Below are 21,567 nucleotides of genomic sequence, written 5' to 3'. Positions count from 1 at the left end.
CCCCGCCCCGGACAACCGGGTGATCTGCACCAATACGGACGCCAGCCTCGTCGTCGTGTACGTCACCCACAACGACCCGCGCTCGGGCGACGGAAGGCCGTTCGGGATCATCACCGCCTACTACTTCCTGCCCTGCTTCCAGGCTGCCGACTGCCCCGGCCCCGAGCAGCCCCACAAGGTGGACACCGCCCTCACCTATACCGGTGCCGACAGCGCGGTGAACGGATCACCGGCCAACCTTTCTGCGCAGCTCACCAACAACTTCGGGACGCCGGTCAATGGCCGTGCCGTGCGGTTCGCCCTCGGCACGGGAGCCACACAGCAGACGTGCACCGGCACCACCACGGCATCGGGCACGGCAACCTGCACCATCGCCTCGGTCGACCATCCGCAAGGAACGTCGAACACGGTGCCTGTCGCCGTCACCTTCGGCGGCGACGACGACTACAACCCGTCGAGTACGTCCGCCGAACTGGGCCTGACCTCACCGACGAAACTGGACTACACCGGAGTACGGCACCTCGCCAACGGCACTCCGGCCCAACTGGCCGCCCAGCTCACCGACTTCAGCGGAGACGCAGTGCCCGGGCGCAGTGTGCGCTTCGCCCTCGGCACCGGGGACCACGAACAGACGTGCACCGGAACGACGAGCGACACGGGGACCGCTACCTGCACCGTCGCCTCTGTGGACCAGCCGCTGACCGACTCTGCCACCGTCCCGCTGCGCGCGTCCTTCGCCGGTGACGCCGGCTACCTGGCCTCCGACACCTCCGCACAGCTGAAGCTCCAGTACGCGACGGGTCGCGCCTACGGCATCTCGGCGCACGTCGACCTCATCGGCGTACCGCTGCTGAAGATCGATCCGCAGCCCGACACCGGAACCGTCCGCACGGCGGACACGACTGTGACCGACACCGCGTGCTCGGCCGAGTACGCCTCGCCCCTGCTGTCCGTGCAGAAGCTGTGCCCCAAGGTCACCACGACGCTCGCCCCCGGCAAGGTCACGGCGACCTCGACCGTGGCGCAGGCACGCATCGGGCTGCCCGGTGTGCCGGTCATCGAGGTGTCCGGGCTCACCGCGGTCTCCAGCAGCGAGTGCAGCACGGCCACGGGCAGCACCACGCTCACCCTGAAGATCGCGGGAGTTCCGGTTACGGTGTCAGGCGATCCGAATACGGAGATCCCGCTCATCGGAGGTGGCCGGCTCATCGTGAACGAACAGCTGCCCTCGACGGGCGCCGATGCCGGGCTCAAGGTCAACGGCGTCCACCTCGTCCTTCCCGCCGACGGCGGCGAGGTCGTCCTGGCCGCGACGGACAGCGCGATGCACAACTGCGGTGACTGACAACCCCGCCGACTGGGGCGGGCCGCAGGAATACACGGACGTATTCCTGCGGTCCGCCCGCCGGGCTGTCCAGGATCTGTGCGAACGACGGGGCACCGAACTGGTGTCACTCACCTGCGAAGTCGTACCCGGCGCTGCGGGCGACGTGGTCGTCGCCGCCACGACCGTGGTGCTCTTCCGCGGTCGCCGCTGCATCTTCCGCCGAGGGATCTGGCCGCCAGGCCACCCCGCCGCCACCCGAGCCGCCATCTACGCGTCCGTCCTTGAAGAGCGCCTGATGACACGCGTGGTCCCACAGCTCGGCGACGACGCGTCGCCAGTCGACCTCTGAGGCGCGCACTGACGAGCGTCGGCTCAACGCGCAGCTCCTCCTCTGGGCGGGGTTCGGCGTCGGGGTGCCGCCGCGGACGAAGTTCAACTCGGCGATGGCGAGTTCGACGCGGGGCGTGGGTGTCCTCCCTTACGCGTTCGGGGTGGTTGAGGACGTTGGACACCGTGCCGGTGGAGACGCCCGCGCGGTGGGCGACGTCCACCAGCTTGGCCCCGGTGTGACCGCCGGTGCGGGCGGTGCCCTGGCCACGGAAGACGTAGCGCTTGCCGTGGCAGGGGCACGGCATCGGCTTCGTACGGGCGATGTGGTCGGCGACGAGGGCCGACAGCCAGCCCGGCGCGTCGATGGTGCCGTAGCTGTCGTCCTTGGGCGGGCAGCCGATCAGCTCGCCCGAGTCCAGTTCGTCCAGCTGGTGTTCCACGCGTATGGCGCCGGGCCGGGCGAACTCTGTCTCCAGGCCGACTATTTCGCCCCACCGCATCCCCGTGTAGCCCTTGAGGATCACGGCGACGAACTCGTCGTCGCGGCCGGACAGCAGGGCTGCGCGTTCGGCGATGAGAAACAGGCCGAGCCGCAGGTCAGATCGCATGCACGGAGCCCTCCGTGAGGGAACAGGGAGGACGAGGTGAGACAGCAGTGGCGCCTCGCGGTCCGGATCTAGGACCTAGGGACCTAGGGACCTAGGGACCTAGGATCATGGACTTCGCGCGGGTCCTCGGCCCGGTCCAGTGCCTTGTTGGCCTTGATCCGGAACAGGGCGGCGATACGGTGAGTGATGCTGGTCATGACGACCGCCTTCTCTCGCCTCTCGGATGCCGGGTGATGCGGGAGAGACCGGCCGGGCCGCTTGCGGGCATGTACGCGACGGCGTCCGCCACCGCAGGTCACAGCCCCGACCATGGTTCTTCCGTTGTCCGGGTGCACGACCTGCCCGGCAGCTCCACCCGTTCTGGGCCGGTGCGTGCCTCGGGCCGGTCACGGCGTCCTCCCGGCCCCATGCGCGCCCTGAACGGCCCGGATGTCACGGACAGTGTCGGCGAAGGCATAGATGAGGGCTGCGGCGATGTAGCCGACACCCCAAAGGCCCCAGGCACCGGCCGGTGCGTCGGTGGCGAGCAGGGCGGGAAGGGGCAGTGCCCCGGCGATCAGGAGGGCGGGGGCGGTGCGGCGGATGCTGCGGTCCAGGCGGGAGGCGTCGTGCTTGGCGCGCCAGGCCAGGAGCGCCCCACTGGCGGCGGTGGCCAGGATCTGGAGCGCAAGAAGAAGCCAAGTCAGCAGGCCGGCGGCGTCCATTTCGGTCACCTCCGGCCGGGTCGTCGTTGTCGGCGGTGACGCTCTGCCCGGTCAAGTGCGGTGCTCAGCAGCATGATTCCGGCGAGGGCGCGGTCGGCGATCGCGGGATGCAGGACCACGGGGATCCCGGTCATCGGCTCGTCCCGGTGTGGGAGTGGGAGTGGTGGGAGTCGGCCGTGCGCGGCGGCTGCCGCTGATGCCGGGGTGCGGCGTGAGGGTCTGGCGGGGGCGTGATGCTGCGGCACCGCCCGGGGGCGAGAGTACTCATCCGGCGCTGGTAGGTGGCAGCGTCGACACGGTTGTGAAGGCGCGGGCCCACAAACCGGCGTGCTGCTTCGGCCGGCGCGGCACGCCGACCTCGCAGGTGGGCCGGCGGTGGGCGTCGAGGCTCGTCGGGGGTGATCAGGCGGGCGATGTCGTAGGCGATGCCCGCCAGGATCAGTACCCCGGCCAGCGAGGCGATCACAGCGGCCATGGCACTCGCCCCCTGCCGGGCGGGGGCGGTCAGGCCCGCCCGGGCCCGGCGCGGTGGTCGTGCTCGTGCATGGGGTCTCCCCTGCTCGAAGAGCTTGGGGAAGGGTCCTCGTCCCGGTCGTCGCGGTGCTGATCGCGTCCGCCGTGCATGTCCTGGCGGTGCATGCTGCGCATCATGAAGAACATCATCAGCGGGCAGGCGGCGACGAGGGCGGGCCAGACGAGGCTTTCCAGGGACGCGCCGACGATCAGGGCGCCGACGACGACGATCGCGGCGGCGAGGGCGTACATACCGTAGTTGCGCTGGTTCGGGCTGGTTCATGACCGGCTCCTTCGGCGGAGGGCCGTGGGCCGCGCCGAAGGCGGCCGGAGCTTCAGGTTTTGGTGAAAGGGCCGGGGTGCAGCGCGTTCAGGCGGCGCCGGTACTCCTCCTCGTCGATCTCCCCGCGGGCCAGCCGCTCACGAAGGATGTCCTCGGGCGTGGGCGCGACGGGGGTGTGGGTGTGGGTGTGCTCGTGGGGGCTGTTGAGGGCGCGGGCAAGCAGCACGACGACTGTGATGATCAGTGCCCAGAAAAGGATCATGCCGGCCGACATCGCGAACCAGCCCCATCCACTGACGTCGTGGTCGTACCAGAACATCATCGCCACTCACCTGCTTCGGCTGTCGGCGACCGGGAGCCGGACGGGCTCCCCCAGGGACTTTCTTGCCTTCACCTGCATCGTCCCTCTGCCCGGTGTGCCGGTCTGGGGCCGGATGGTCCAGGACCAGCGGGCCGTTCAGCCCCTACCTGGCAGGGGTGCCCGAGCGCAGGCCCGAGGGGACCGAAGTGGGAGGCGGGCAAGCGCATGGGTGCCGTCGACATCGTTGTGGTTCTGGCCTCCGCCGTGCTGGTCGCCGTTCTGGGCCGGTACTTCTTCGGGCCGCGCCGGGCCGGTGCCGCCCGGCTGGAAGGCGGCGTACAGCGGGTGGAGGTGACGGTACGGGGTGGCTGCAGCCCCGACGTGATCAAGGTCCGCCAGGGCACGCCGGCAGAATTGGTCTTCGACCGGCGGGAGGCCGGCGAGTGCACCTCCCGCGTGGTCTTCCCCGATCTCGAGGTCGGCGCGGGCCTGCCCGCCCACACCCGCACGACTGTGCGACTGAGCCCGGACCGGCCGGGTTCCTTCGGCTTCGCCTGCGGCATGAACATGATCCGCGGCACGCTGCTCGTCGAACCCGCGGATGGCCCCGTACCGCCCGCCGGAGACGGCTCCGGCACCAAGGTCGCACCTCCTCCTGCCCCCGCTGCCTCGACCGGTGGGCCGCCCTTCGGGCGAGGAGCGCACGGCGGCCGAGGCGGAGGCCGCGGACGCCGCCGAGCGGCAGGGCGTCCAGGCCACCGTCGACGGGCGTGCCGTCCTGGTCGGCACCGCCCGAGCAGGATCCAAGGCCAGATACGCGGCATCTCCCGCATGGTCACCGGCGACCGCTACTGCGTCGACGTCCTTGCCCAGATCACAGCCTCCGGCCGCGCCCTCCAAGAAGTCGCACGGCAATCTGGGAGAAGATCTTGGTCGGGGTCTCCCAGAGGCGAGGCACCGAAATCGCAGAGAGCGAGGCTGGGTATCGATCTCAAGACTGCACGTTCGCGAACCGAGGGCCCGAGGATGACCAGATGTCTCTGGGACGGATCATGCTCGTAACCGTACCGATCGCCTCCGGAGGCCTCGCCAGTACTACGGCGAACGGGACCGCGCTCAGGGTTTTCGCCCGGGCGCGGTCCCGCCTCGTTGTTCAGGTGTCAGTGCCTCAGTGCCTCAGTGCCTCAGGGTCAGCACGAAGACGCCGAAACCGCTGTGGCGGAACCTTGGCCGTCGTCGCCGGGGACGGTCCGGGTGAAGCGGTAGCACTGGTCGACTGCTGCCTTCGAGCTTGCGACGAGGACGGAGACGGTCACTGCGTCCCCCTCACGCACCACGTTCTTGACGTCGAAGGAACGCCGACCGGTGGGGTCGAGGGCATCCTGTACCCCGGCGCGCGTCAGGTCCCCGGCATACATGCTCGAGATGCGCGTCAGCGCCAGACGCACCCGGCTGGCGATCTGGGTGCTGGGACGGCACACATCGTCGTCCCGCTCGGCGACCCTCGACGTCCATGCCTGGCCGGGGCGGTGGGTGTAGGTGAAGACGAAACACCGGGTCACCCTGACGGGCCCGCCGCCGGGGAGGATGACCTCTTCGTCGTACTGGATGGATCTGGCAGCCGTGGCGGTGAACTCGCGACGGGACGCGTCGTAGGTGATCACCGGGGCCTCGGAGTGCTGCCCGATCACGCCGGTGAGTGCGTCGGCATCGGTGGTGCCGCTCGTGTCGAGTGCGCGGGCCGTTTCATCCGCCGTGTCACGGGCCTGCTTCCCGATCAATGCGAATGCCTTCTCCCTGCGCTCACTGTTGACGTTTCCGTCATGCCAGTGCCGGTACCACAACCAGGAGACGAGGACGCCGAGAACGACGGTCAACGCGATCAGGGGGGTCAGGCAGCCGGTGGTCACGAGGCGGCTCGCCCGCCTCGTGACCACCGCACCGTCGGATGTATCAGGTCCCACTAGCTGCCTTTGTATCCGATGTCTGCCAGTGCCTGATCCATGACTCGGGCATAGCCCGTGGTGCCGGCATTCTTCGGGTGGAACGACTCGAGGCTGGCACAGACGTTGTCCCCGGGCCAGGGCAGGCAGGGAGCCTGGTTGGCCGGGTCCCCGTCGTGGAAGTCACCATCGCCGTTCGGACCGGCGACGACACGATTGATCCACTCGTCGCCGTCACAGATTCCATGTCCCCGGAAGGCAGGTATCGGATCGGCGAAAGCCACCTTGGTTCCTGCCCTGTTCAGCTCCGCCACCTTGGCCTTCTGCTTGTCGCGGACGTAGTCGGCCAACTGGTTCAAGGCGTCGAAGTCGGCTGTCACGCACTGCTCGCCACTGACCAGGCGAGGGTAGCCCATGAGGACGATCTGAGCGTTCGGCGCGGCATCCGCGATGTCATCGATCAGGCCCCCGGTGTCCGCGACCGCCTGGTCGACCTTGCTCGTATAGTCGGCCGGGTCGCACACCCCGATGACGTAGCAGTTCGTGACGGCGTTGGTGAAGTTGTCCCCATCGTTGCCGCCGATCGTCAGCATGACCAGAGTGGTGTCCGGGCTGAGGACACCGGAGTCGATCTGGCTCTTCTCGTGGTAGTTGCCGATCCTTCCCCATGGGGTGGGGTCACCCGGGGTCAGCTGCGAAGTCTTCGCGCCGGAGCAACTGACGTCCAGGAATTGGACGGTGGTGCTCCTGCCGTCCGAGAGCTCGCCGATGGCAGCGCTTTGACCGGGCAACTTGACTTTGCGCGGCCAGGAGTTGTCGCTGCGTCGGCAGGCATTCCAGCTGTTCTTCCCGTGGTCCCTGTCGGACTCCGGTGAATAGGCTCCGGCACCCTCACCGGAGGTGTAGGAGTCGCCCATGGCGACGACCATGTGCTTCGGCTTGCCCGCCAGCGGCTGGAAGGCGACGGCGTCCCAGGCGACGTCCTCGTCAGCGGTGCCGTCATCGGTGGTGTTGGTCAGCTCCACCCGTGGGGTGCCGGTGAAGCGGTAGACGCCGAGTTCGACCCAGGTGTTCTCACTGAAGTGAGTGTTGACGTAGCGGTGGCGCTCACCGCCCGCGACCCCCTTGATCACATAGTGGGCCTGCTGCGTGTGCGCCCCGGTGTCCGGCATGTGAGCGAAGACGCGGGCCCATTCGACGTTGCGGCCGAGCGTCCAGGTGCCGTCGATGGTCATCCGGCCGCCGGTGCCGCCGAGATGAGCGGCGTCGCGGGTGTGCGTGTACCAGAAGTGGCCGCCGTGCCCACCGCCGATCTGGTGCAGGTCTCCCTTGGCCTCGTACGGGCCAAGCCCCGGTCCGGTCGCCGCCGGGTTGGGATGGAACGTGAACTGGAAGTCCCCGGCGTCGGTGTCCGACGATCCGCAGGAACTGTAGGTGTCGAGGTTGTCCGGGACGGACTCCACGATCAGCGCCCCGGCGGGGGCGGCGCCGCACTCCGGCGTGCCGTACTTCAGCCGAGTGCCGCGACCCGGCTCCTCGCGCAGCGTGACGTACTTGATGCTCTCGTTGCCGCAGTCGGCGTCGCAGTTCGGCTTCCACGTCACGTTCGAGCCGCGCCACCAGTACTTCTCGTAGCACTTGGCGTCGGGACAGTCCGGCGGGTTGGCGGCGTCGCAGTTGTTGGTGGCGTTGCAGAACGCGTCCAGCGGCGGCTTGACCCGGTCGCGCTGCCCCGGGTTGATCCACCAGGCGGGCCGGAAACCGGCGCTGGAGAACCCGGACTCGCCAGGCCAGTCCTGCCGCCCGTCGGTGCCGTAGGAGTAGCCGGTGTCCATGGACCAGGCGGACCACCCCATCACCTTCTCCTGGTACGGCCAGTTCTGGGGCTTCGCGGCGTCCCGCGGGTCGGACATGAACGGGTGCCGCGAGGGCGGGTAGAAGGGGTTCGCCGGGTTGTTGTACCAACCCAGGCCCCACGGCTTGCCGTCACCCTTGTTCTCGTTGAAGCCGAGGTTGTAGTTCCACAGCGCGGCGAACCAGTTCTCCGGCTTCGAGGGATCGTCGTTGTTGACGGTGATGGTCTGGCCCGCGGTGTGCACCTGGTTCCACTTGTCCGCGAGGATGTACATCGACGCGGCGATGTTGACCGCGTAGTCCAGAGCCACGGCCTTCTGCTTCGCCGGAGGCAGAGACGTCTCGTCGGGCTTCTCCAGGCCGGCGAGGCGCATGCCGTCGGTGACCTGGCCGACGCCGTAGCCGCAGTCCGACTGGTTCCAGTTGATCCTCCAGTACGCCTCGGACGTCTCCCCCTTGTGCCCGTAGAACCCGGCGATCGCCGCCTGCGGGTTGCCCATCTGGCCGGGAATGGCACCGCCTTCAGCCTGCCAAAGGTTCGACTCCTGGGCGAGCACGCCCAGCAGCACCTGGGCAGGGATGCGCCCGCCGCCCTTCAGAGCGGGGGCCGGGAACAATCCCTGCGGGTCGACGGTGCCCAGGCCCGAGCGCCAGCCTCCCTGCTTGATCCACTTGGCGCGCAGCTCGCCGCGGATCGCCATGTTGACGGCCCACTCGACCTGGTTCGGAGTCGGCTGCAGCGCCAGCCCCTTGACGTCGTTGCGGGGGATGGAGCACCAGCGGTCCGTGTCGACCGGATCGTGCGGGTCGGCCGCCTGTGCCGCCCGCCCACTCTTCTCGGGGCTCCGCCCCTTCTTACCGGCCGCGGGCAGGGCGGGCGAGAAGGACTCCTTCCCCGTGCCGCTGGTCGTATCGGCGACCGTCTGTGTGATCTTCTCCCCAGTGGCAGTCGCGATGCTGTTGACAGTCAGCGGCGCGGCAGCGTCATCCGTGGGGTCCTGGGACATGCGCCCCCGGGGCGAGGGTTCTGCCTTGGTGAAACCCTTCCCCGCGTTCCCGATCCGCTCCAGGCCCGCACGCACGCCGGGCATGAGCACGGGGTCGACGGCCAGACGGCCGTGGCTGGAGACGTCCGTGCCCGCCGGAACGTCCAGGCGGGCCACCGCTGTGCCCGTGAGCTTCGCTTTCGTGGTGCTCCCGGTGAGGAAAGCCCGGCCCCCCGTGCCCTGTTCGAGGGCCAGGTCCCCGAGCTTCCCCGACGCGAGCGTTGACGGCGCGCCGTGGTCCTTCCACAGCTTGGCGCGGGCCGTGCTGCCGCTGCGGTCGAGGAACGCGATCCCCTTGCTTGTGGGGTGGATGTCGAACGGCACACCGTTCGTGGCAGCCAGCTTCCGGAGGGTCCTGTCCGCGGGGTCGACCTGGACCAGGTGACGGCCGTGTGCGGCGACGAGACCGTCCTTCGTCGGGACGGCGGAGGTCACCTGACCGGTGACAGTGGTGTCGGTGGTCGTCCTGCCGCTGGTGTCAACCGTGAGGAGCCGGGTCCTGCTGTCGCGGAACGCGGTGAAGGCTGCCGTGTGGGTCTCGGGGTTGCACGACGGGTCGAAGTAGGCCAGCGAGCCGGTGAAGGGCAGTTTCGTCACATGGCCGGACTTCAGGTCGACGACTGCGGTGAACGCCCCGCCCTGCATGAGATCCGGCTTGTTGGCGAAGGTGCGGGGCGCGTAGACGACCGCAGCGTGATCACGGTCCATGACGCAGGAGTTACCGATCCACGAGTCCGCCGGCATGCCGGGCTCCGCCAGCGTGGCAACGGTCCGCCACCGGTAGGCGTCCTTGCTGTCCGCCACGAGGACCTTCAGGCCCCCGCTGTCCGCCGCGGTGGTGACCGCCCGGTCGGCCGAGGTCTTCCAGTTCTTCCCGAGCTTCTTGCCGGGTTCCGGCACACGCGTCGGCGGATCGGACGACGGACTGCCGGACGGCTTCGGAACGGGAAGGCTGGTGTCGGCGAACGCCGGCGCGGCTTGTATGAGCCCGGTCAGGACCGCGGTGGCCGCAAGGCCCGCGATCCCGGCACGGGCCGGTCTGCGAACTCTCAACTGCTCTCCTCCAATGGGAGTTTTCGGGCATGGACGAGAAACCGACGCAGCCTTGAGGGAGACGGTGAACTGCGACGGTGTCGCTGTCGGCGCCGACGAGGACCACCCGCGCCTTCTCCGCCGTGCAGACCGAGCCCCGCGGTGGCGCAGCTCGGCGACCAAGGCCGAGCCGGAGAGGCAGTCGCGTCCTGGGGGAACCGGAGTGACTTCCGCTATTCGGATCTCGACACGGGATCCGAGCCACCCTCAGGTGCCGGCCAGGGACAAGAACTCAAAGGTGCCGCCGGCATCGAGCCGCATGCTGTGAGGGGGTGCAGCCAAGCATCGGAGTATCCGACCACTGGCATCGTTTCCCCAACGGGCCGCTCTGCAGGGCGAGTTAAAGCGCCAGTCCGGACAATTCCGGTCAGGAGCTGGTCCACTTGAAAGAGGCGTTCTCGTTGTAGACCTTCTCGAACCTGCCGATGGTCTCGTTCGGGCTCAGCACGTCCTGCGCGCCCTTGTAGCCGCTGCGGTAGTAGACGCGGGCTATGTACTTGTAGTGGTCGTTCCTTGCGGATGCAGCGTTGTTCTTGATCTTCTGGTTGGAACCGGGCCATGGGGCGGACGCGCCGATCTGGCAGAACCGCAGTGGATAGTGGTTGGGGTCACCCGCGCCCGCCTTGAGGGAGCCGAAGTCGTAGACGGAGTAACCGATGTTGCGGTACGAACCCCTCAGGTTCGAGTTGTAGAAGATGTGGAAGTCGAACGCCGACCTCCGGTGATCGTCGCATGCGGATGGGGAATAGAGGTTGTGGTGGTCGCCGTCCAGCGCCTGGGCGTTCGGAGCCATGGTGAACACGGCCGCGAGGGCTGCACCGACGACTGCGGCTCGCCTGACCGGATGAGACATGGTCTGTGATTTCCTTTCGTCGTTCGGTGCTCAGTCGAGGGCACGCGCCTTGGCCACAGCCGTCTTTACGCCGACTCGCTGTTTCTCCAGTTCCTGCCGGCCCTTGCTGATTTCCTGTTCCTGGATGCGGGCTTCGGCATCGAACCACGTCTTCTCGACGTCGAACCTGTCCCGGCAAGCGACATCCGCCACTGCGGTGTCCTTCTCCAACTCGCTCGCCCGGTCGGCGGTGATGAAACGGGAGTCTTCGGCGGCGTCCATCGGCTGGGCATAGGCGTAGCCCTTGGTCTTCATGCACTCCGACCACTGCTCGAACACCTTCTGCACTTCGGGTGTCTCGCGTGCCATCTGGTAGGAGTAGCCACCGATCTGATTGACCAGGGGTGACACGGCGAGGCGGGGCACCCCGCCGTCTGCCTCGTCGACACAGGAGCGAAGGGCATCGCGGTCGGTGTTGCCGGACTGATCCCGAGCGAGGGCGTCGTCGTATGCCTTCTGCGCTTCCGGGTCCGGGTGGTAGCCGTACGCCTGGGCCTCATCGGCGTCATGGATGCCGTACCGCCAGTCGGTCAGAGTCGTTCCACCGAGGTCGGGGAGATCCGGAGCCGGGGTCCACTCGGGGAAGCCCTTCTTGTCCATGCACGCGTCGATCAGCTCGTCACGGGTGGCGCTGACCATGCGCGTCTGCGCCTTGGTCGGCGCGTACGTCTCCACGGGCAGTCTCCATGTGGCCGGGTCCTCCGGGTCTCCGACGAACGCCTTCGCCACGGGCGCCGCGGCGTCGGCCTGCGACCCGGATTCCCCCTGGGCGAGACTGGTTCCTGCGACGGCTACGAGGATCCCGCCGGCCACAGCGAGGGTTGGCAGGGCCAGTTTGGGCATCGGCTTCACTCTGTTCCCTTCCTGTCAGGACTACTTGTGGGCGAGTCGCTCGGCGGGCCTGGCGACGCTTCGGGCGGATGGGGCGATGCCGGCTCCAGCGCGCTCGCCAGGGATGCGGCCAGCCCGCGGATCTTGCTCGCGAACTTGCCCGGCCGATCGTCACCAGGCTTGACGTTGACGCAGAACAGGGCTTGGTCCGGCTTCCGACCGTCGCCACGCCGGACGACGCCTTCGTAGTCGAGGCGAGGTGTCCCGAAGGATCACGACCTGGTTCCGGGAGAACCCGTTGCTCTGGCCGGAGAGATAGAAGCGGGGACGCGCAGCACCTCGGCAATGCCGCACAGGCGGCACGGATTCCAGTCATGGCCGAGGGACCTCGGCGCACAAGGACGGTTCGATCTTGAAGGCGACTGCCGGCATCGCGACATGACGAACTCCCCCTCCCCCGTAGCGACCCCGGTCCCCCCGGTCGCTGACTGAAAGCGCTTGAGCGGATGGTCATGTCCCGCCGAGCACGACAGTCACCATAGGCACAAGCCACCAACACACAACAAGGGGTTACTGCAGCCTCACGCGCTGGTTGACGTGAAACGGTTGCACGCTGCCGTCCGCAACTCGCGAGTTACCTGAGCGGTTCCTGTGAAGCCGCGTTGCGGGTCGACCGGAAATCGCCTACGGAAGGGCGAAGTCCGATTGTGGGCGGCCGGGAGACGCCGACACCGGGCGTGCGTGTTCACGCAGACCGGGCAAGGTGGAGGCTTCGGGCATGAGCCGACCCTCCCGCACCTCCGTGAAAACGACAGATGCGATGTTCGTCGACTGTGGCCACGACGAGGGAAGCGTGGCGCCACTTGTCGTTCATGGCTGAAAAGTGCCTGGCCGCTACCGCCGACCACTGTGCTAGATTTCTCTTTCGATTCCGGCCAGTCACGCTTCGTTGCCAGCGCAGAGCCGAAAGCGGACTGGGCCATTCTGACCAAGTGGCCCAATTGGGAATCGCAGAGAAAATGGGGGATATGTCTTGAGCGGAAAAGCTGCCGGAGTGGCCTTGCCACGCATTGCCGAACCGGCCTAGAAGTCGATTCTGCAGGCCGGACTCGTACGCAGAGTTCCGTTTCCATTGGCGCGTCCACCCCTCGGCGACGTGTATTGATCTCCGTCCGGTCGCCGACGGTCCGTGACCGAAATGCCCTGACGCGCCTCGCCTCACCCACGATTCTTGTCATGTGCGAGAGATCCAGCGATCTGGCCAGTATCGGTACCACGGACTCGGGGTGCCGGTAATCTGACATATCGCATCCAGCCCAAGAATGCGACGGAGATCCCTGTGAAGCGCACCCCCCACACCGCAGCCGTTCTCGCGCTCGGTGCTGTCCTGGTCGCCGGAACTGCAGCCTGCAGCACCGACAGCACTGCGAAACCCGACGGGATGGGCGTCGTGGAAAAGCTGCCTGCGGACACGGACGAGGCGCAGTCGAAAAGGAACGCTCAGGAATTCCGGTCCTGGATCAACGAGCACGGCAGCACACAGCAGAAGGATGCGGCCGGACGTGTCCAGCGCATCATCGGTGAGTGGAACGAAAAGACGGGAAACGCCTACATCTCCACCGACATCAACGGCGGGAAGACCCAAGTAGAGGATCCCCAAGCGGCTGCAACCGAGATCGCCAAGGCTTTCGGCGAGTGGAAGGACTCCGACCAGGGATTTGCGTCAGTCTACGACGTCTTCGGCAACGCAATGATCACCAACTACAAGTTCTGACGAAGCGTCATCCATCCCTCCACGCTGCCACCTGTGAGGAGGCATACCTGGGCATCGGCGTCGGCCGCCTCTGCCCGGTCCATGCCTCTTCGCCGTGCAGCCGCGCCGCGTCCCGAACTCCAACCCGCCCGTCTCAGGGTCAATGGCATCCACCTCGTCCTTCCCGCCGACGGCGGCGAGGTCGTGCTGGCCGCGACGGACAGCGCGATGCACAACTGCGGTGACTGACAACCCCGCCGGCTGGGGCGGGCCGCAGGAATACACGGACGTATTCCTGCGGTCCGCCCGCCGGGCTGTCCAGGATCTGTGCGAACGACGCGGCGGCGAACTGGAGTCACGCACCTGCGAAGCCGTACCCCGCGCTACGGGCGACAGCGCGGTGGAGGTGAATCTGCAACAGCTGCTGACCGAGTACGGTCCGCCGAACAGGACGGCTCCGGCCTACCCGTTCCACCACCTGGTGAGCGACGGCGTGTGGGAGGTGCGCACCGATCGCGGATCGGGCAGCCCCGGCAGCAGGGTGCGGGAGTTGCGGGCCGCGGGGGCCGCGGGGCGGCTGGCGCCGGAGTTGCGGGCGGCGCTGCGGCGGGAGTCGGAGTTGCTCGGGCGTGGCCCAGCGGATGGGTCTCAGAAGCGGAACGCCCATCTCACCGCCAGATGAACAGGGCCGCCAGGAACCAGGTCAGGTAGAGCGGGTCGAGGAGGGTGACCGGGCGGTCGGGGTCCTCGCTGGTCCAGCGGGTGAAGTAGGTGTACGCCCTCTCGAGGACCACGTAGGGCAGCACCGTGCGCTTCAGCAGGCCGCCGAGTTTCCTCGGGGTCGCCTCGAAGTCGCGCGGCAAATAGCCCGCGATCAGGGCGAACACCGGCGTGTGGAAGGCGTACACGAGCGTGTACAGGGCGGTGACCGTCCTGCTTCCCTCGCGCAGGGGCTCCCACGCGTGGCTCCTCTCCTCACACCCCGCCCTCCCCTCACACCCCCGCCGGCGCCGGTCCCACCAGTTCCGACAGCACGTCCTCCATCGTCACGAATCCGATCACCTTGCCGCCCTCCCCGAGGACGGCGGCGAGATGGCTGCCCTCGGCCCGCAGGGCCGTCAGCGTGTCGTCCAGGGGTGTGTCGATGCGGACCCGGGTGACCGGGTGCAGGGCGGCCGGCGGGAAGGGGCGGTCGCGGTCGGTCGTGCCGAGGGTGTCCTTGATGTGCAGGTAGCCGAGGACGGTGCCGTCGGGTGCGGTGACCGGGAAGCGGGAGTAGCCCGCCTCGGCCGCGACCCGCTCCAGCCGGGCCGGGGTGATCGAGGCGTCCACGGTCCGCATCCGCGGAGCGGGGACGAGGATCTCGCCGACCGGGCGGGTGCCCAGCTCCAGGGCGTCACGCAGGCGTTCGCCGTCCGCCGGGGTGAGCAGTCCGGCCTCGCCCGCCTCGACGACCATGCGCGCGAGCTGGTCGTCGGTGAAGACGGCCTCGACCTCGTCCTTCGGTTCGACGCGCAGCAGCTTCAGCAGGGCGTTGGCGAAGGCGTTGATGCCGAAGACGAACGGCCGCAGCGCGCGGGTGAGGGCGACCAGGGGCGGGCCGAGCAGCAGCGCGGTGGGGACCGGGGCGGCCAGCGCGATGTTCTTGGGGACCATCTCGCCGATCAGCATGTGGAGGTAGGTGGCCACGGTCAGTGCGATCACGAACGCGATCGGGTGGACCAGGGCGTGCGGGACGTGGGCCGTCTCGAACGCCGGCTCCAGCAGATGCGCGATGGCCGGTTCCGCCACCGCGCCCAGCACCAGCGAGGAGACGGTGATGCCGAGCTGGGCCGTGGCCATCATCGCGGAGATGTGTTCCAGGGCCCACAGGGTCATCCGCGCCCGTTTGTCGCCGTCCTTCGCGCGCGGCTCGACCTGGCTGCGGCGCACCGAGATCAGGGCGAACTCGGCGCCCACGAAGAAGGCGTTGGTCAGCAGCGTCAGGGCGCCGATGGCCAGTTGCACGACGGTCATCGGGCGTCCTCCGTGAGCCGGGCCGCAGGGGCGGGGGCGGGCGCCGGCTGTGTGATGCGGACGCGGTCGGCGCGGTGGTGGTCCACGTCCACGACGTCCAGCCGCCAGCCGTCCAGGTCGAGCACATCCCCCTTGGCGGGGATCCGGGCCAGCCGGGTGGCGATCAGGCCGGCGATCGTCTCGTACGGCCCCTCGGGCGCGGTCAGTCCTATGCCGGCGAGTTCGTCGAGGCGTACGCCGCCGTCCGCCTCCCACACCGCACGCCCGTCGCGGGTCGCCCGGGCGGGCTGGAGGTCGGGGACCTCGTCCGGGTCGTGCTCGTCGCGGACCTCGCCGACGACCTCCTCGACGATGTCCTCCATGGAGGCGACGCCGGCCGTGCCGCCGTACTCGTCGATGACGACGGCCATGGTGCGGTGGGCCCGCAGGCGCTCCAGCAGCCGGTCGGCGGTGAGGCTGTCGGGGACCAGCAGGGGTTCGGCGGCCAGTTCGGTGACCGGGGTGGTCAGGCGCCGCTCGGGCTCCAGGGCCAGCACGTCGCGGATGTGGACGGTGCCGATGACCTCGTCGAGGCTGTCGCGGTAGACCGGGAAGCGGGACAGGCCGGTGGCGTACGAGAGGTTCGCCGCGTCGGCGGCCGTCGCGTGCGCCTCCAGTGCCTGTACGTCGACCCGTGGCGTCATGACGTTCTCCGCAGTCAGCTCGCCCAGGTGCAGGGTGCGCACGAACAGCTCGGCGGAGTCCGCCTCCAGGGCGCCCTGGGCCGCCGAGTGCCGGGCCAGCGCGACGAGTTCCTCGGGGCTGCGCGCGGAGTCGAGCTCCTCGGCGGGCTCCAGTCCGAAGCGGCGTACGAAGCGGTTCGCGGTGTCGTTCAGATGGCGGATGAACGGGCCGAAGGCGGCCGTGAAGCCGCGCTGCGGGCCCGCGACCACCTTCGCGACGGCCAGCGGGCGGGAGATCGCCCAGTTCTTCGGCACCAGTTCACCGACGACCATCAGCACGACGGTGGAGAGCGCCACGCCCAGCACGGTCGCCACGGTCGGGGCACCGCCGCCCAGACCGGCCGCCTCCAACGGCCCGCGCAGCAGCGCGGCGAGGGACGGCTCGGCGAGCATGCCGATCACGAGCGAGGTGACGGTGATGCCCAGCTGGGCGCCGGAGAGCTGGAGGGTCAGCCGGCGTACGGCCCGCAGCGCCCCCTCGGCGCCCCGCTCGCCCGCCGCCGCGGCGCGCTCCAGTTCACCGCGCTCGACGGTGGTCAGCGAGAACTCGGCCGCGACGAACAGCGCGCAGGCCAGGGTGAGGAGGAGGGCCGCAAGCAGCAGCAGGACCTCGGTCACCGTGCCACCTCCCATCCCTCGGGCGGGCGGGAGTCGGCACGGCTGGTACTGGGAGGCTCACCCATCGGGGGCTCGTGTCTCCTTCTGTTCGGGGAGGTTCGGGGAGGTTGGGGAGGTTCGGGGAGGGGGCCGGAAGGCATCGACCGTTTTCGGACTTTCCCGCAGCGCGGGTCGGGACACCGGTTCCTGCGGGTCCGGCCATCCTATTCTTCTACTCGCTTGTAGAGAACGGCTCGGAATCCCGGGTTGTTCCCACGGACACGCACGTACGCACGTGAAGGAGTGAACGCCACGATGGTGTTCAAACGACTGCTCGGCTCGCTCGGCGTGGGCGGCCCCACGGTGGACACGGTCCTCGACCCCGGTCCCGCGCTGCCCGGCGGCGCGCTCACCGGCCAGGTCCACCTCAGAGGCGGCAGCGCCGACTTCGAGATCGAGTCGATCACCCTGGAACTGGTGGCCCGGGTCGAGGCCGAGCACGAGGAGGGCGAGAGCGAGGGCGCCGTCACCTTCGAACGGTTCACCGTCGGGGGCGGGTTCCGGCTCACCGAGGGCGAGGAGCGGTCCGTGCCGTTCAGCGTGACGCTGCCCTGGGAGACGCCGGTCACGGAGCTGTACGGCCAGGCGCTGGGCGTCGTCCTCGGCGTGCGCACCGAGCTTTCGGTGGCGGGCGCGAAGGACAAGGGCGACCTCGACCCGCTGGCCGTCGGCCCGCTGCCCGTGCAGGAGGCCGTCCTGGAGGCCCTCGGTCAGCTCGGGTTCGGCTTCCGCTCCGCCGACCTGGAGTACGGCCGCATCGGCGGCACCGGGCAGCAGCTGCCCTTCTACCAGGAGATCGAGATCACCCCGTCGCCGCGGTACGCGCACCAGGTGAACGAGATCGAGGTGACCTTCCTCGCCGGACCGGCCGGGATGGAGGTGGTCCTGGAGGCCGACAAGCGCGGCGGCTTCTTCTCCGAGGGCCACGACGCGCTGACCCGCTTCACCGTCGGCCACCACGACTCCCGCGACTGGAACGCGGAGGTCGAGGGCTGGATCGAGCGGCTGGTGGAGCAGCGCGGATCGCACGCCGTGCACGGCCACGGACACGACGACCACCACGGCCACCACGGCCACCACGGCCACCACGGCCACCATCACGACGGGCACCGCTCCGGCCCCGGTGTCGGCACCGCCGTCGCCGCGGGGGCCGCCGGGCTCGCGGTCGGTGTGGTCGGCGGCATGGTCGCGGCCGAAGTCGTGGACGAGGTCGGGGACTTCTTCGAGGGCGAGGAGGAGGACGAGGGAGAGGACGAGGAGGGCTGATCCCGCCGAGTCCGCACCTGGTAGCTTCTACAGTGCTGTAGAAGCTATCGATCGTATGGAGTTCTCATGGCCCTGTGGGACCGCATCAAGGAGTCCGCATCGACGATGCAGACCCAGCTGGTGGCGAAGAAGAACGACCTGAAGAGCGGTGCCTTCCGCGACGCGAGCATGGCCATGTGCGCCCTCGTCGCCGCCGCGGACGGCACCGTCGACCCCTCCGAGCGGCAGCGCGTGGCCCAGCTGATCGCCGGCAACGAGGTGTTGCAGAACTTCCCCGCCGACGATCTGCGCCGCCGCTTCGAGGAGAACCTGAACCGGCTCACCACCGACTTCGACTTCGGCAAGGTGAGCGTGATGCAGGAGGTCGCCAAGGCGAAGAAGAAGCCCGCCGAGGCGCGTGCCGTCATCCAGATCGGCATCGTCATCGGCGGCGCCGACGGCGACTTCGACAAGGACGAGCAGGCCGTGGTCCGCGAGGCGTGCTACGCCCTCGGCCTGCCGCCGCACGAGTTCGACCTCTGACCGACCGGCATCCGAGCGGCCCCTCTCGACGAGGGGGGCCGCTCAGCGGATGCGTTCGGGGTCGAGGTCCTTGCCGACGACCAGGGTGACCACGCCCGCCGTGGCGTCCGGCGCCTGAACGGCCCTGACCCCGGGCAGCCGTGCGGCGAGCGCCTTCGCCTGCTTCTCCAGGCCGGGCGGGTAGGTGACCTCGGTGGCGGCCGTGGGAGCGGGCGCGTTGCCGGTGCCGGTGACCGTGACGCCGGCCGTGCGCAGTTGCTCCGCGACGGTCCCGGCCAGGCCCTGGACCGGGGTGCCGTTGAGGACCTGCACGCGCACCGCGGAGGCGTACAGCGGGTTCTTCGCGCCCGCCTCCAGCCGCTTCTTGTCGACCTCCCTGTCCTTGGCCAGGTCGGTGAACAGGTCGGTGGCCTGCGGGTACTGCCAGACGACGTTGGCCTTGTCGCTCGCTACGTCCGCCTCGCGCGGGTAGTTGGGGACCGTGAGGAAGGTCAGGCGGTCGCTCGGGATGCCCTTGAGCTCCGAGGCGAGTCCGTACAGCGGCTTGATGCCGGCCAGATCGGGATCCGTCGTCAGGGACTTGGTGCCGGACTGGAGGAAGCCGTAGAGGGCCTTCGGGCTGGTGAGCTTGTCCTTCGCCTTGGCGGCCAGGGCGTCCATGAACTCCTGCTGGCGTCCGATGCGCCCGATGTCGGAGCCGTCCCCGACGCCGTAGCGGACCCGCACATAGCCGAGTGCCTGCTCGCCGCGGACGGTCTGGCAGCCGGGCTCCATGTCGAGCCGGGCCTTCTCGGAGTGGATGGCCTCCTTCGGGCAGACCTCTATGCCCTCCAGGGCGTCGACCATGCCCATGAAGCCCTGGAAGTCGACGGACATGAAGTGGTCCATGCGCAGGCCCGTGTTGGCCTCGACGGTCTTGATGGAGCAGGCGGCCGCGCCGGCGACCTCGCCACCGCTGCCGCCGATCGCGAACGCCTCGTTGATCTTGAAGTGGTGCGGGGCGGAGGTACTGCCGTCGCCCTTGTCGCAGGCCGGTATGCCCACCCAGGAGTCGCGCGGGAACGACACGACCGTGGCCCACTCTCGGTTCGCGGGCACGTGCAGCACCATCAGCGTGTCCGACTGCATGGTGGTCAGGTCCCTGCCGTACTTCGCGTTGGCGCCGTCGCGGCTGTCGGAGCCCACGACGAGGATGTTCTTCGAACCGGGGCTGAGATTGACCGGCCGGTCACCGCCGATCCTGTCGTCGACGTCGGCCGACCCGATGTTGTCGTTCAGGTCCTGGTAGACCCAGGCGCCGACACCGGCCACGCCGAGGACGACCACCGAGGTCACCCCCGCGCTCCAGGCCAGTATCCGGCCCCGCCGGGTCAGCCGTGCCCGGCCCGTCCCGGTACCGGCCGACGTACGCCGCCGTTTCCCATGTCCGCTCATCAGCACCCCTCCCCCTCGCCCCCGGCCGTCCCCCCATGAACAGACGGCGAACACCGTCACTTGCGTTGCCCGGACCGGCCGATCGGGTCCCGCGTCACAGGGGTGTGGCCGCGTGCAGGATGAGGACCATCGTCACCGCCGAGTTCGCCGACGACATCGCCGATACGGCCGTCCCCACGGCCGCGCACCACGCGGCCAGCCCCACCGACGTGAACAGCGACGGCCAGCGGCGCACCACCGGCGCGGGCCCGAGCAGCGCGGCGACCCGGCGGGGCACGGGCCCCGGCGCCGCGAAGCCGGCCAGCGTCGCGACCGGCGCGCCCCGGGACACCAGCGCCGCCCTGCCGATCGCGTGCGCCACCGTACGGCGGCTGCCGACCGCCTGGGCCGCCGCCTCGTCGGCCCAGCGTTCCGCCGTGTACGACACCGCCGTACGCAGCGGGCGCAGGAACGGGTTGGCGCGGGCGGCCAGTTGGACGGCGAGCAGGAAACGGTGGTGGCGCTCGGTCAGATGGGCCCGCTCATGGGCGAACAGCGCCCGGCGCTCGGCGGGTTCGAGGTGGTCCAGCAGGCCGGTGGTCACCACCACGCGGTCGCGCCGCCCGCCGGGCAGGGCGTACGCGTACGGCAGCGCGTCGGGCAGTACGGCCACCCCGGCACCCGGCAGCCCGGTCAGCGCCCGGTGGGCGTGACGGCGGACCCGGGCGTGCCGCCACAGGGTCCGGGCGCAGGCCACGAGCACCGCGCACAGGGCCGGGATCGCCGCCTTGCCGACGATCTCGTCGTAGGGCACGGCCGCCCGCACCTCGGGGTCCGACCAGCCGTCGGGCAGCGGGTTGCCGGGCAGTTGGGCGGTGCCGACCACCATGGCAAGGCCCAGGCACACGGTGCTGCACGTCGCCATCACCGCGGCGACCGCGGTGAGCAGTCGGGTGGCGGTGCGGGGGTGCAGATGCTGCTCGGCGAGGCGGGCGATCGGCCAGGCCGTCAGCGGCAGGACGAGTGGCAGAAAGACGAAGACCCCCATGAGGCGTCAGTCTTCCCCTTCACCCCGGGGCCGACCCCCGCCGCCGGACCCGGCCACGCCGCCGGTCTGCCCCAGCAGTTCGCGCAGCAGCCGCTCGTCGTCCGGCCCGAGGCCCGTGACGAAGCTGGCCAGCACCGCCTCCCGGTCGCTCTCGGCGTCCAGCACCCTGCGCATCCGGTGCGCGGCGAGGCCCGCCTGGTCCGAGGCCGGCGTCCACGCGAAGGACCGGCCGGCCCGCTCCCGGGTCACCGCGCCCTTGGCCAGCAGACGGGTCAGGATCGTGATCACCGTCGTGTAGGCGAGGTCCCCGCCGAGGCGCTCCTGGACCCAGCCGGCCGTCGCCGGGCCGTCCGCCTGCGCCAGCGCCGACAGGACCAGGGCCTCCAGCTCGCCCTGTCCCCGGCGCCGGGATCCCTGCCGGTGATCCGCCATGCCCTGTCTCCCTT

At 69.5% G+C, this 21,567-nt stretch carries 18 protein-coding genes and 3 pseudogenes; 7 read left to right on the top strand and 14 right to left on the bottom strand.

Annotated elements, in window-relative coordinates; genetic code table 11:
- Positions 1-1,345: choice-of-anchor P family protein (locus AC3ETA_RS45950; RefSeq protein WP_432198843.1), on the top strand; the 1,345-nt coding region annotated here is incomplete at its 5' end.
- Positions 1,346-1,712: 367 nt separating this feature from the next.
- Here the strand turns inward: AC3ETA_RS45950 and AC3ETA_RS45945 are convergent.
- The 4 genes and pseudogenes from AC3ETA_RS45945 to AC3ETA_RS45930 form a co-directional block, all read right to left on the bottom strand.
- A pseudogene (locus tag AC3ETA_RS45945) lies at positions 1,713-2,247 on the bottom strand (LacI family DNA-binding transcriptional regulator); the annotation flags it as partial.
- Between the two features lie 404 nt (positions 2,248-2,651).
- Positions 2,652-2,969 (bottom strand): hypothetical protein, encoded by a 318-nt coding sequence (locus tag AC3ETA_RS45940; RefSeq protein WP_432198842.1) that lies wholly within the window; start codon positions 2,967-2,969, stop codon positions 2,652-2,654.
- A gap of 504 nt (positions 2,970-3,473) precedes the next feature.
- On the bottom strand, positions 3,474-3,734 hold the full coding sequence (locus tag AC3ETA_RS45935; protein ID WP_432198841.1) for a hypothetical protein: 261 nt from the start codon (positions 3,732-3,734) through the stop codon (positions 3,474-3,476).
- Between the two features lie 83 nt (positions 3,735-3,817).
- Positions 3,818-4,087 carry an SHOCT domain-containing protein gene (locus AC3ETA_RS45930; protein ID WP_432198840.1) on the bottom strand — a complete coding sequence of 90 codons (270 nt, stop codon included), beginning with the start codon at positions 4,085-4,087 and terminating at the stop codon, positions 3,818-3,820.
- Between the two features lie 204 nt (positions 4,088-4,291).
- Here AC3ETA_RS45930 and AC3ETA_RS45925 point away from each other — a divergent pair, with 204 nt between their 5' ends.
- The gene (locus AC3ETA_RS45925; RefSeq protein WP_432198839.1) at positions 4,292-5,128 is read left to right on the top strand and encodes a metal-sensing transcriptional repressor; all 837 of its coding nucleotides are present in this window, start codon (positions 4,292-4,294) and stop codon (positions 5,126-5,128) included.
- A 128-nt stretch (positions 5,129-5,256) separates the two neighbouring features.
- On the opposite strand, the gene AC3ETA_RS45920 is transcribed toward AC3ETA_RS45925, so the two are convergent.
- From AC3ETA_RS45920 to AC3ETA_RS45905, 4 genes are all read right to left on the bottom strand, one after another.
- Positions 5,257-5,976 carry a hypothetical protein gene (locus tag AC3ETA_RS45920; RefSeq protein WP_432198838.1) on the bottom strand — a complete coding sequence of 240 codons (720 nt, stop codon included), beginning with the start codon at positions 5,974-5,976 and terminating at the stop codon, positions 5,257-5,259.
- 53 nt (positions 5,977-6,029) lie between these two features.
- Entirely contained in the window at positions 6,030-9,962 is a 3,933-nt protein-coding gene (locus tag AC3ETA_RS45915) for an SGNH/GDSL hydrolase family protein (RefSeq protein WP_432198837.1), read from the bottom strand.
- Between the two features lie 406 nt (positions 9,963-10,368).
- Positions 10,369-10,854, bottom strand: a complete 486-nt coding sequence (locus AC3ETA_RS45910; RefSeq protein ID WP_432198836.1) for a hypothetical protein — start codon at positions 10,852-10,854, stop codon at positions 10,369-10,371.
- Between the two features lie 30 nt (positions 10,855-10,884).
- Complete coding sequence (locus AC3ETA_RS45905) at positions 10,885-11,736, bottom strand: hypothetical protein (RefSeq protein ID WP_432198835.1); 852 nt, start codon at positions 11,734-11,736, stop codon at positions 10,885-10,887.
- Between the two features lie 1,327 nt (positions 11,737-13,063).
- Here AC3ETA_RS45905 and AC3ETA_RS45900 point away from each other — a divergent pair.
- The 3 genes and pseudogenes from AC3ETA_RS45900 to AC3ETA_RS45890 form a co-directional block, all read left to right on the top strand.
- The gene (locus AC3ETA_RS45900; protein ID WP_432198834.1) at positions 13,064-13,498 is read left to right on the top strand and encodes a hypothetical protein; all 435 of its coding nucleotides are present in this window, start codon (positions 13,064-13,066) and stop codon (positions 13,496-13,498) included.
- A gap of 81 nt (positions 13,499-13,579) precedes the next feature.
- Positions 13,580-13,726, top strand: coding sequence for a hypothetical protein (locus tag AC3ETA_RS45895; protein WP_432198833.1), 147 nt, complete (start codon positions 13,580-13,582; stop codon positions 13,724-13,726).
- Positions 13,719-14,108, top strand: a pseudogene (locus AC3ETA_RS45890) (phosphorothioated DNA-binding restriction endonuclease family protein); the annotation flags it as partial. The gene AC3ETA_RS45895 and the pseudogene AC3ETA_RS45890, both read left to right, overlap by 8 nt.
- A gap of 40 nt (positions 14,109-14,148) precedes the next feature.
- On the opposite strand, the pseudogene AC3ETA_RS45885 reads toward AC3ETA_RS45890, so the two are convergent.
- The 3 genes and pseudogenes from AC3ETA_RS45885 to AC3ETA_RS45875 all read right to left on the bottom strand — a co-directional run.
- Positions 14,149-14,427 (bottom strand): annotated as a pseudogene (locus AC3ETA_RS45885) (acyltransferase family protein); the annotation flags it as partial.
- A 43-nt stretch (positions 14,428-14,470) separates the two neighbouring features.
- A complete protein-coding gene (locus AC3ETA_RS45880; protein WP_432198832.1) occupies positions 14,471-15,493 on the bottom strand; it encodes a hemolysin family protein in 1,023 nt (340 codons plus the stop codon).
- Positions 15,490-16,833 carry a hemolysin family protein gene (locus AC3ETA_RS45875; protein WP_432198831.1) on the bottom strand — a complete coding sequence of 448 codons (1,344 nt, stop codon included), beginning with the start codon at positions 16,831-16,833 and terminating at the stop codon, positions 15,490-15,492. Before AC3ETA_RS45875 ends, AC3ETA_RS45880 begins: the two co-directional genes overlap by 4 nt.
- A 294-nt stretch (positions 16,834-17,127) precedes the next feature.
- Between AC3ETA_RS45875 and AC3ETA_RS45870 the strand changes: the two genes are divergently transcribed.
- The gene (locus AC3ETA_RS45870; protein WP_432198830.1) at positions 17,128-18,138 is read left to right on the top strand and encodes a sporulation protein; all 1,011 of its coding nucleotides are present in this window, start codon (positions 17,128-17,130) and stop codon (positions 18,136-18,138) included.
- 66 nt (positions 18,139-18,204) lie between these two features.
- On the top strand, positions 18,205-18,660 hold the full coding sequence (locus AC3ETA_RS45865; RefSeq protein WP_030960098.1) for a tellurite resistance TerB family protein: 456 nt from the start codon (positions 18,205-18,207) through the stop codon (positions 18,658-18,660).
- Between the two features lie 42 nt (positions 18,661-18,702).
- On the opposite strand, the gene AC3ETA_RS45860 is transcribed toward AC3ETA_RS45865, so the two are convergent.
- The 3 genes from AC3ETA_RS45860 to AC3ETA_RS45850 all read right to left on the bottom strand — a co-directional run bounded on the left by AC3ETA_RS45860 (position 18,703) and on the right by AC3ETA_RS45850 (position 21,553).
- Positions 18,703-20,094, bottom strand: a complete 1,392-nt coding sequence (locus AC3ETA_RS45860; protein ID WP_432198829.1) for an LCP family protein — start codon at positions 20,092-20,094, stop codon at positions 18,703-18,705.
- 94 nt (positions 20,095-20,188) lie between these two features.
- Positions 20,189-21,121 (bottom strand): M56 family metallopeptidase, encoded by a 933-nt coding sequence (locus tag AC3ETA_RS45855; RefSeq protein ID WP_432198828.1) that lies wholly within the window; start codon positions 21,119-21,121, stop codon positions 20,189-20,191.
- Between the two features lie 6 nt (positions 21,122-21,127).
- Entirely contained in the window at positions 21,128-21,553 is a 426-nt protein-coding gene (locus AC3ETA_RS45850; RefSeq protein WP_432198844.1) for a BlaI/MecI/CopY family transcriptional regulator, read from the bottom strand.
- Positions 21,554-21,567: the final 14 nt, after the last annotated feature.

The organism is Streptomyces sp. bgisy027 (genome assembly GCF_057710365.1).
This window is presented reverse-complemented; position numbering and strand designations above follow the sequence as displayed.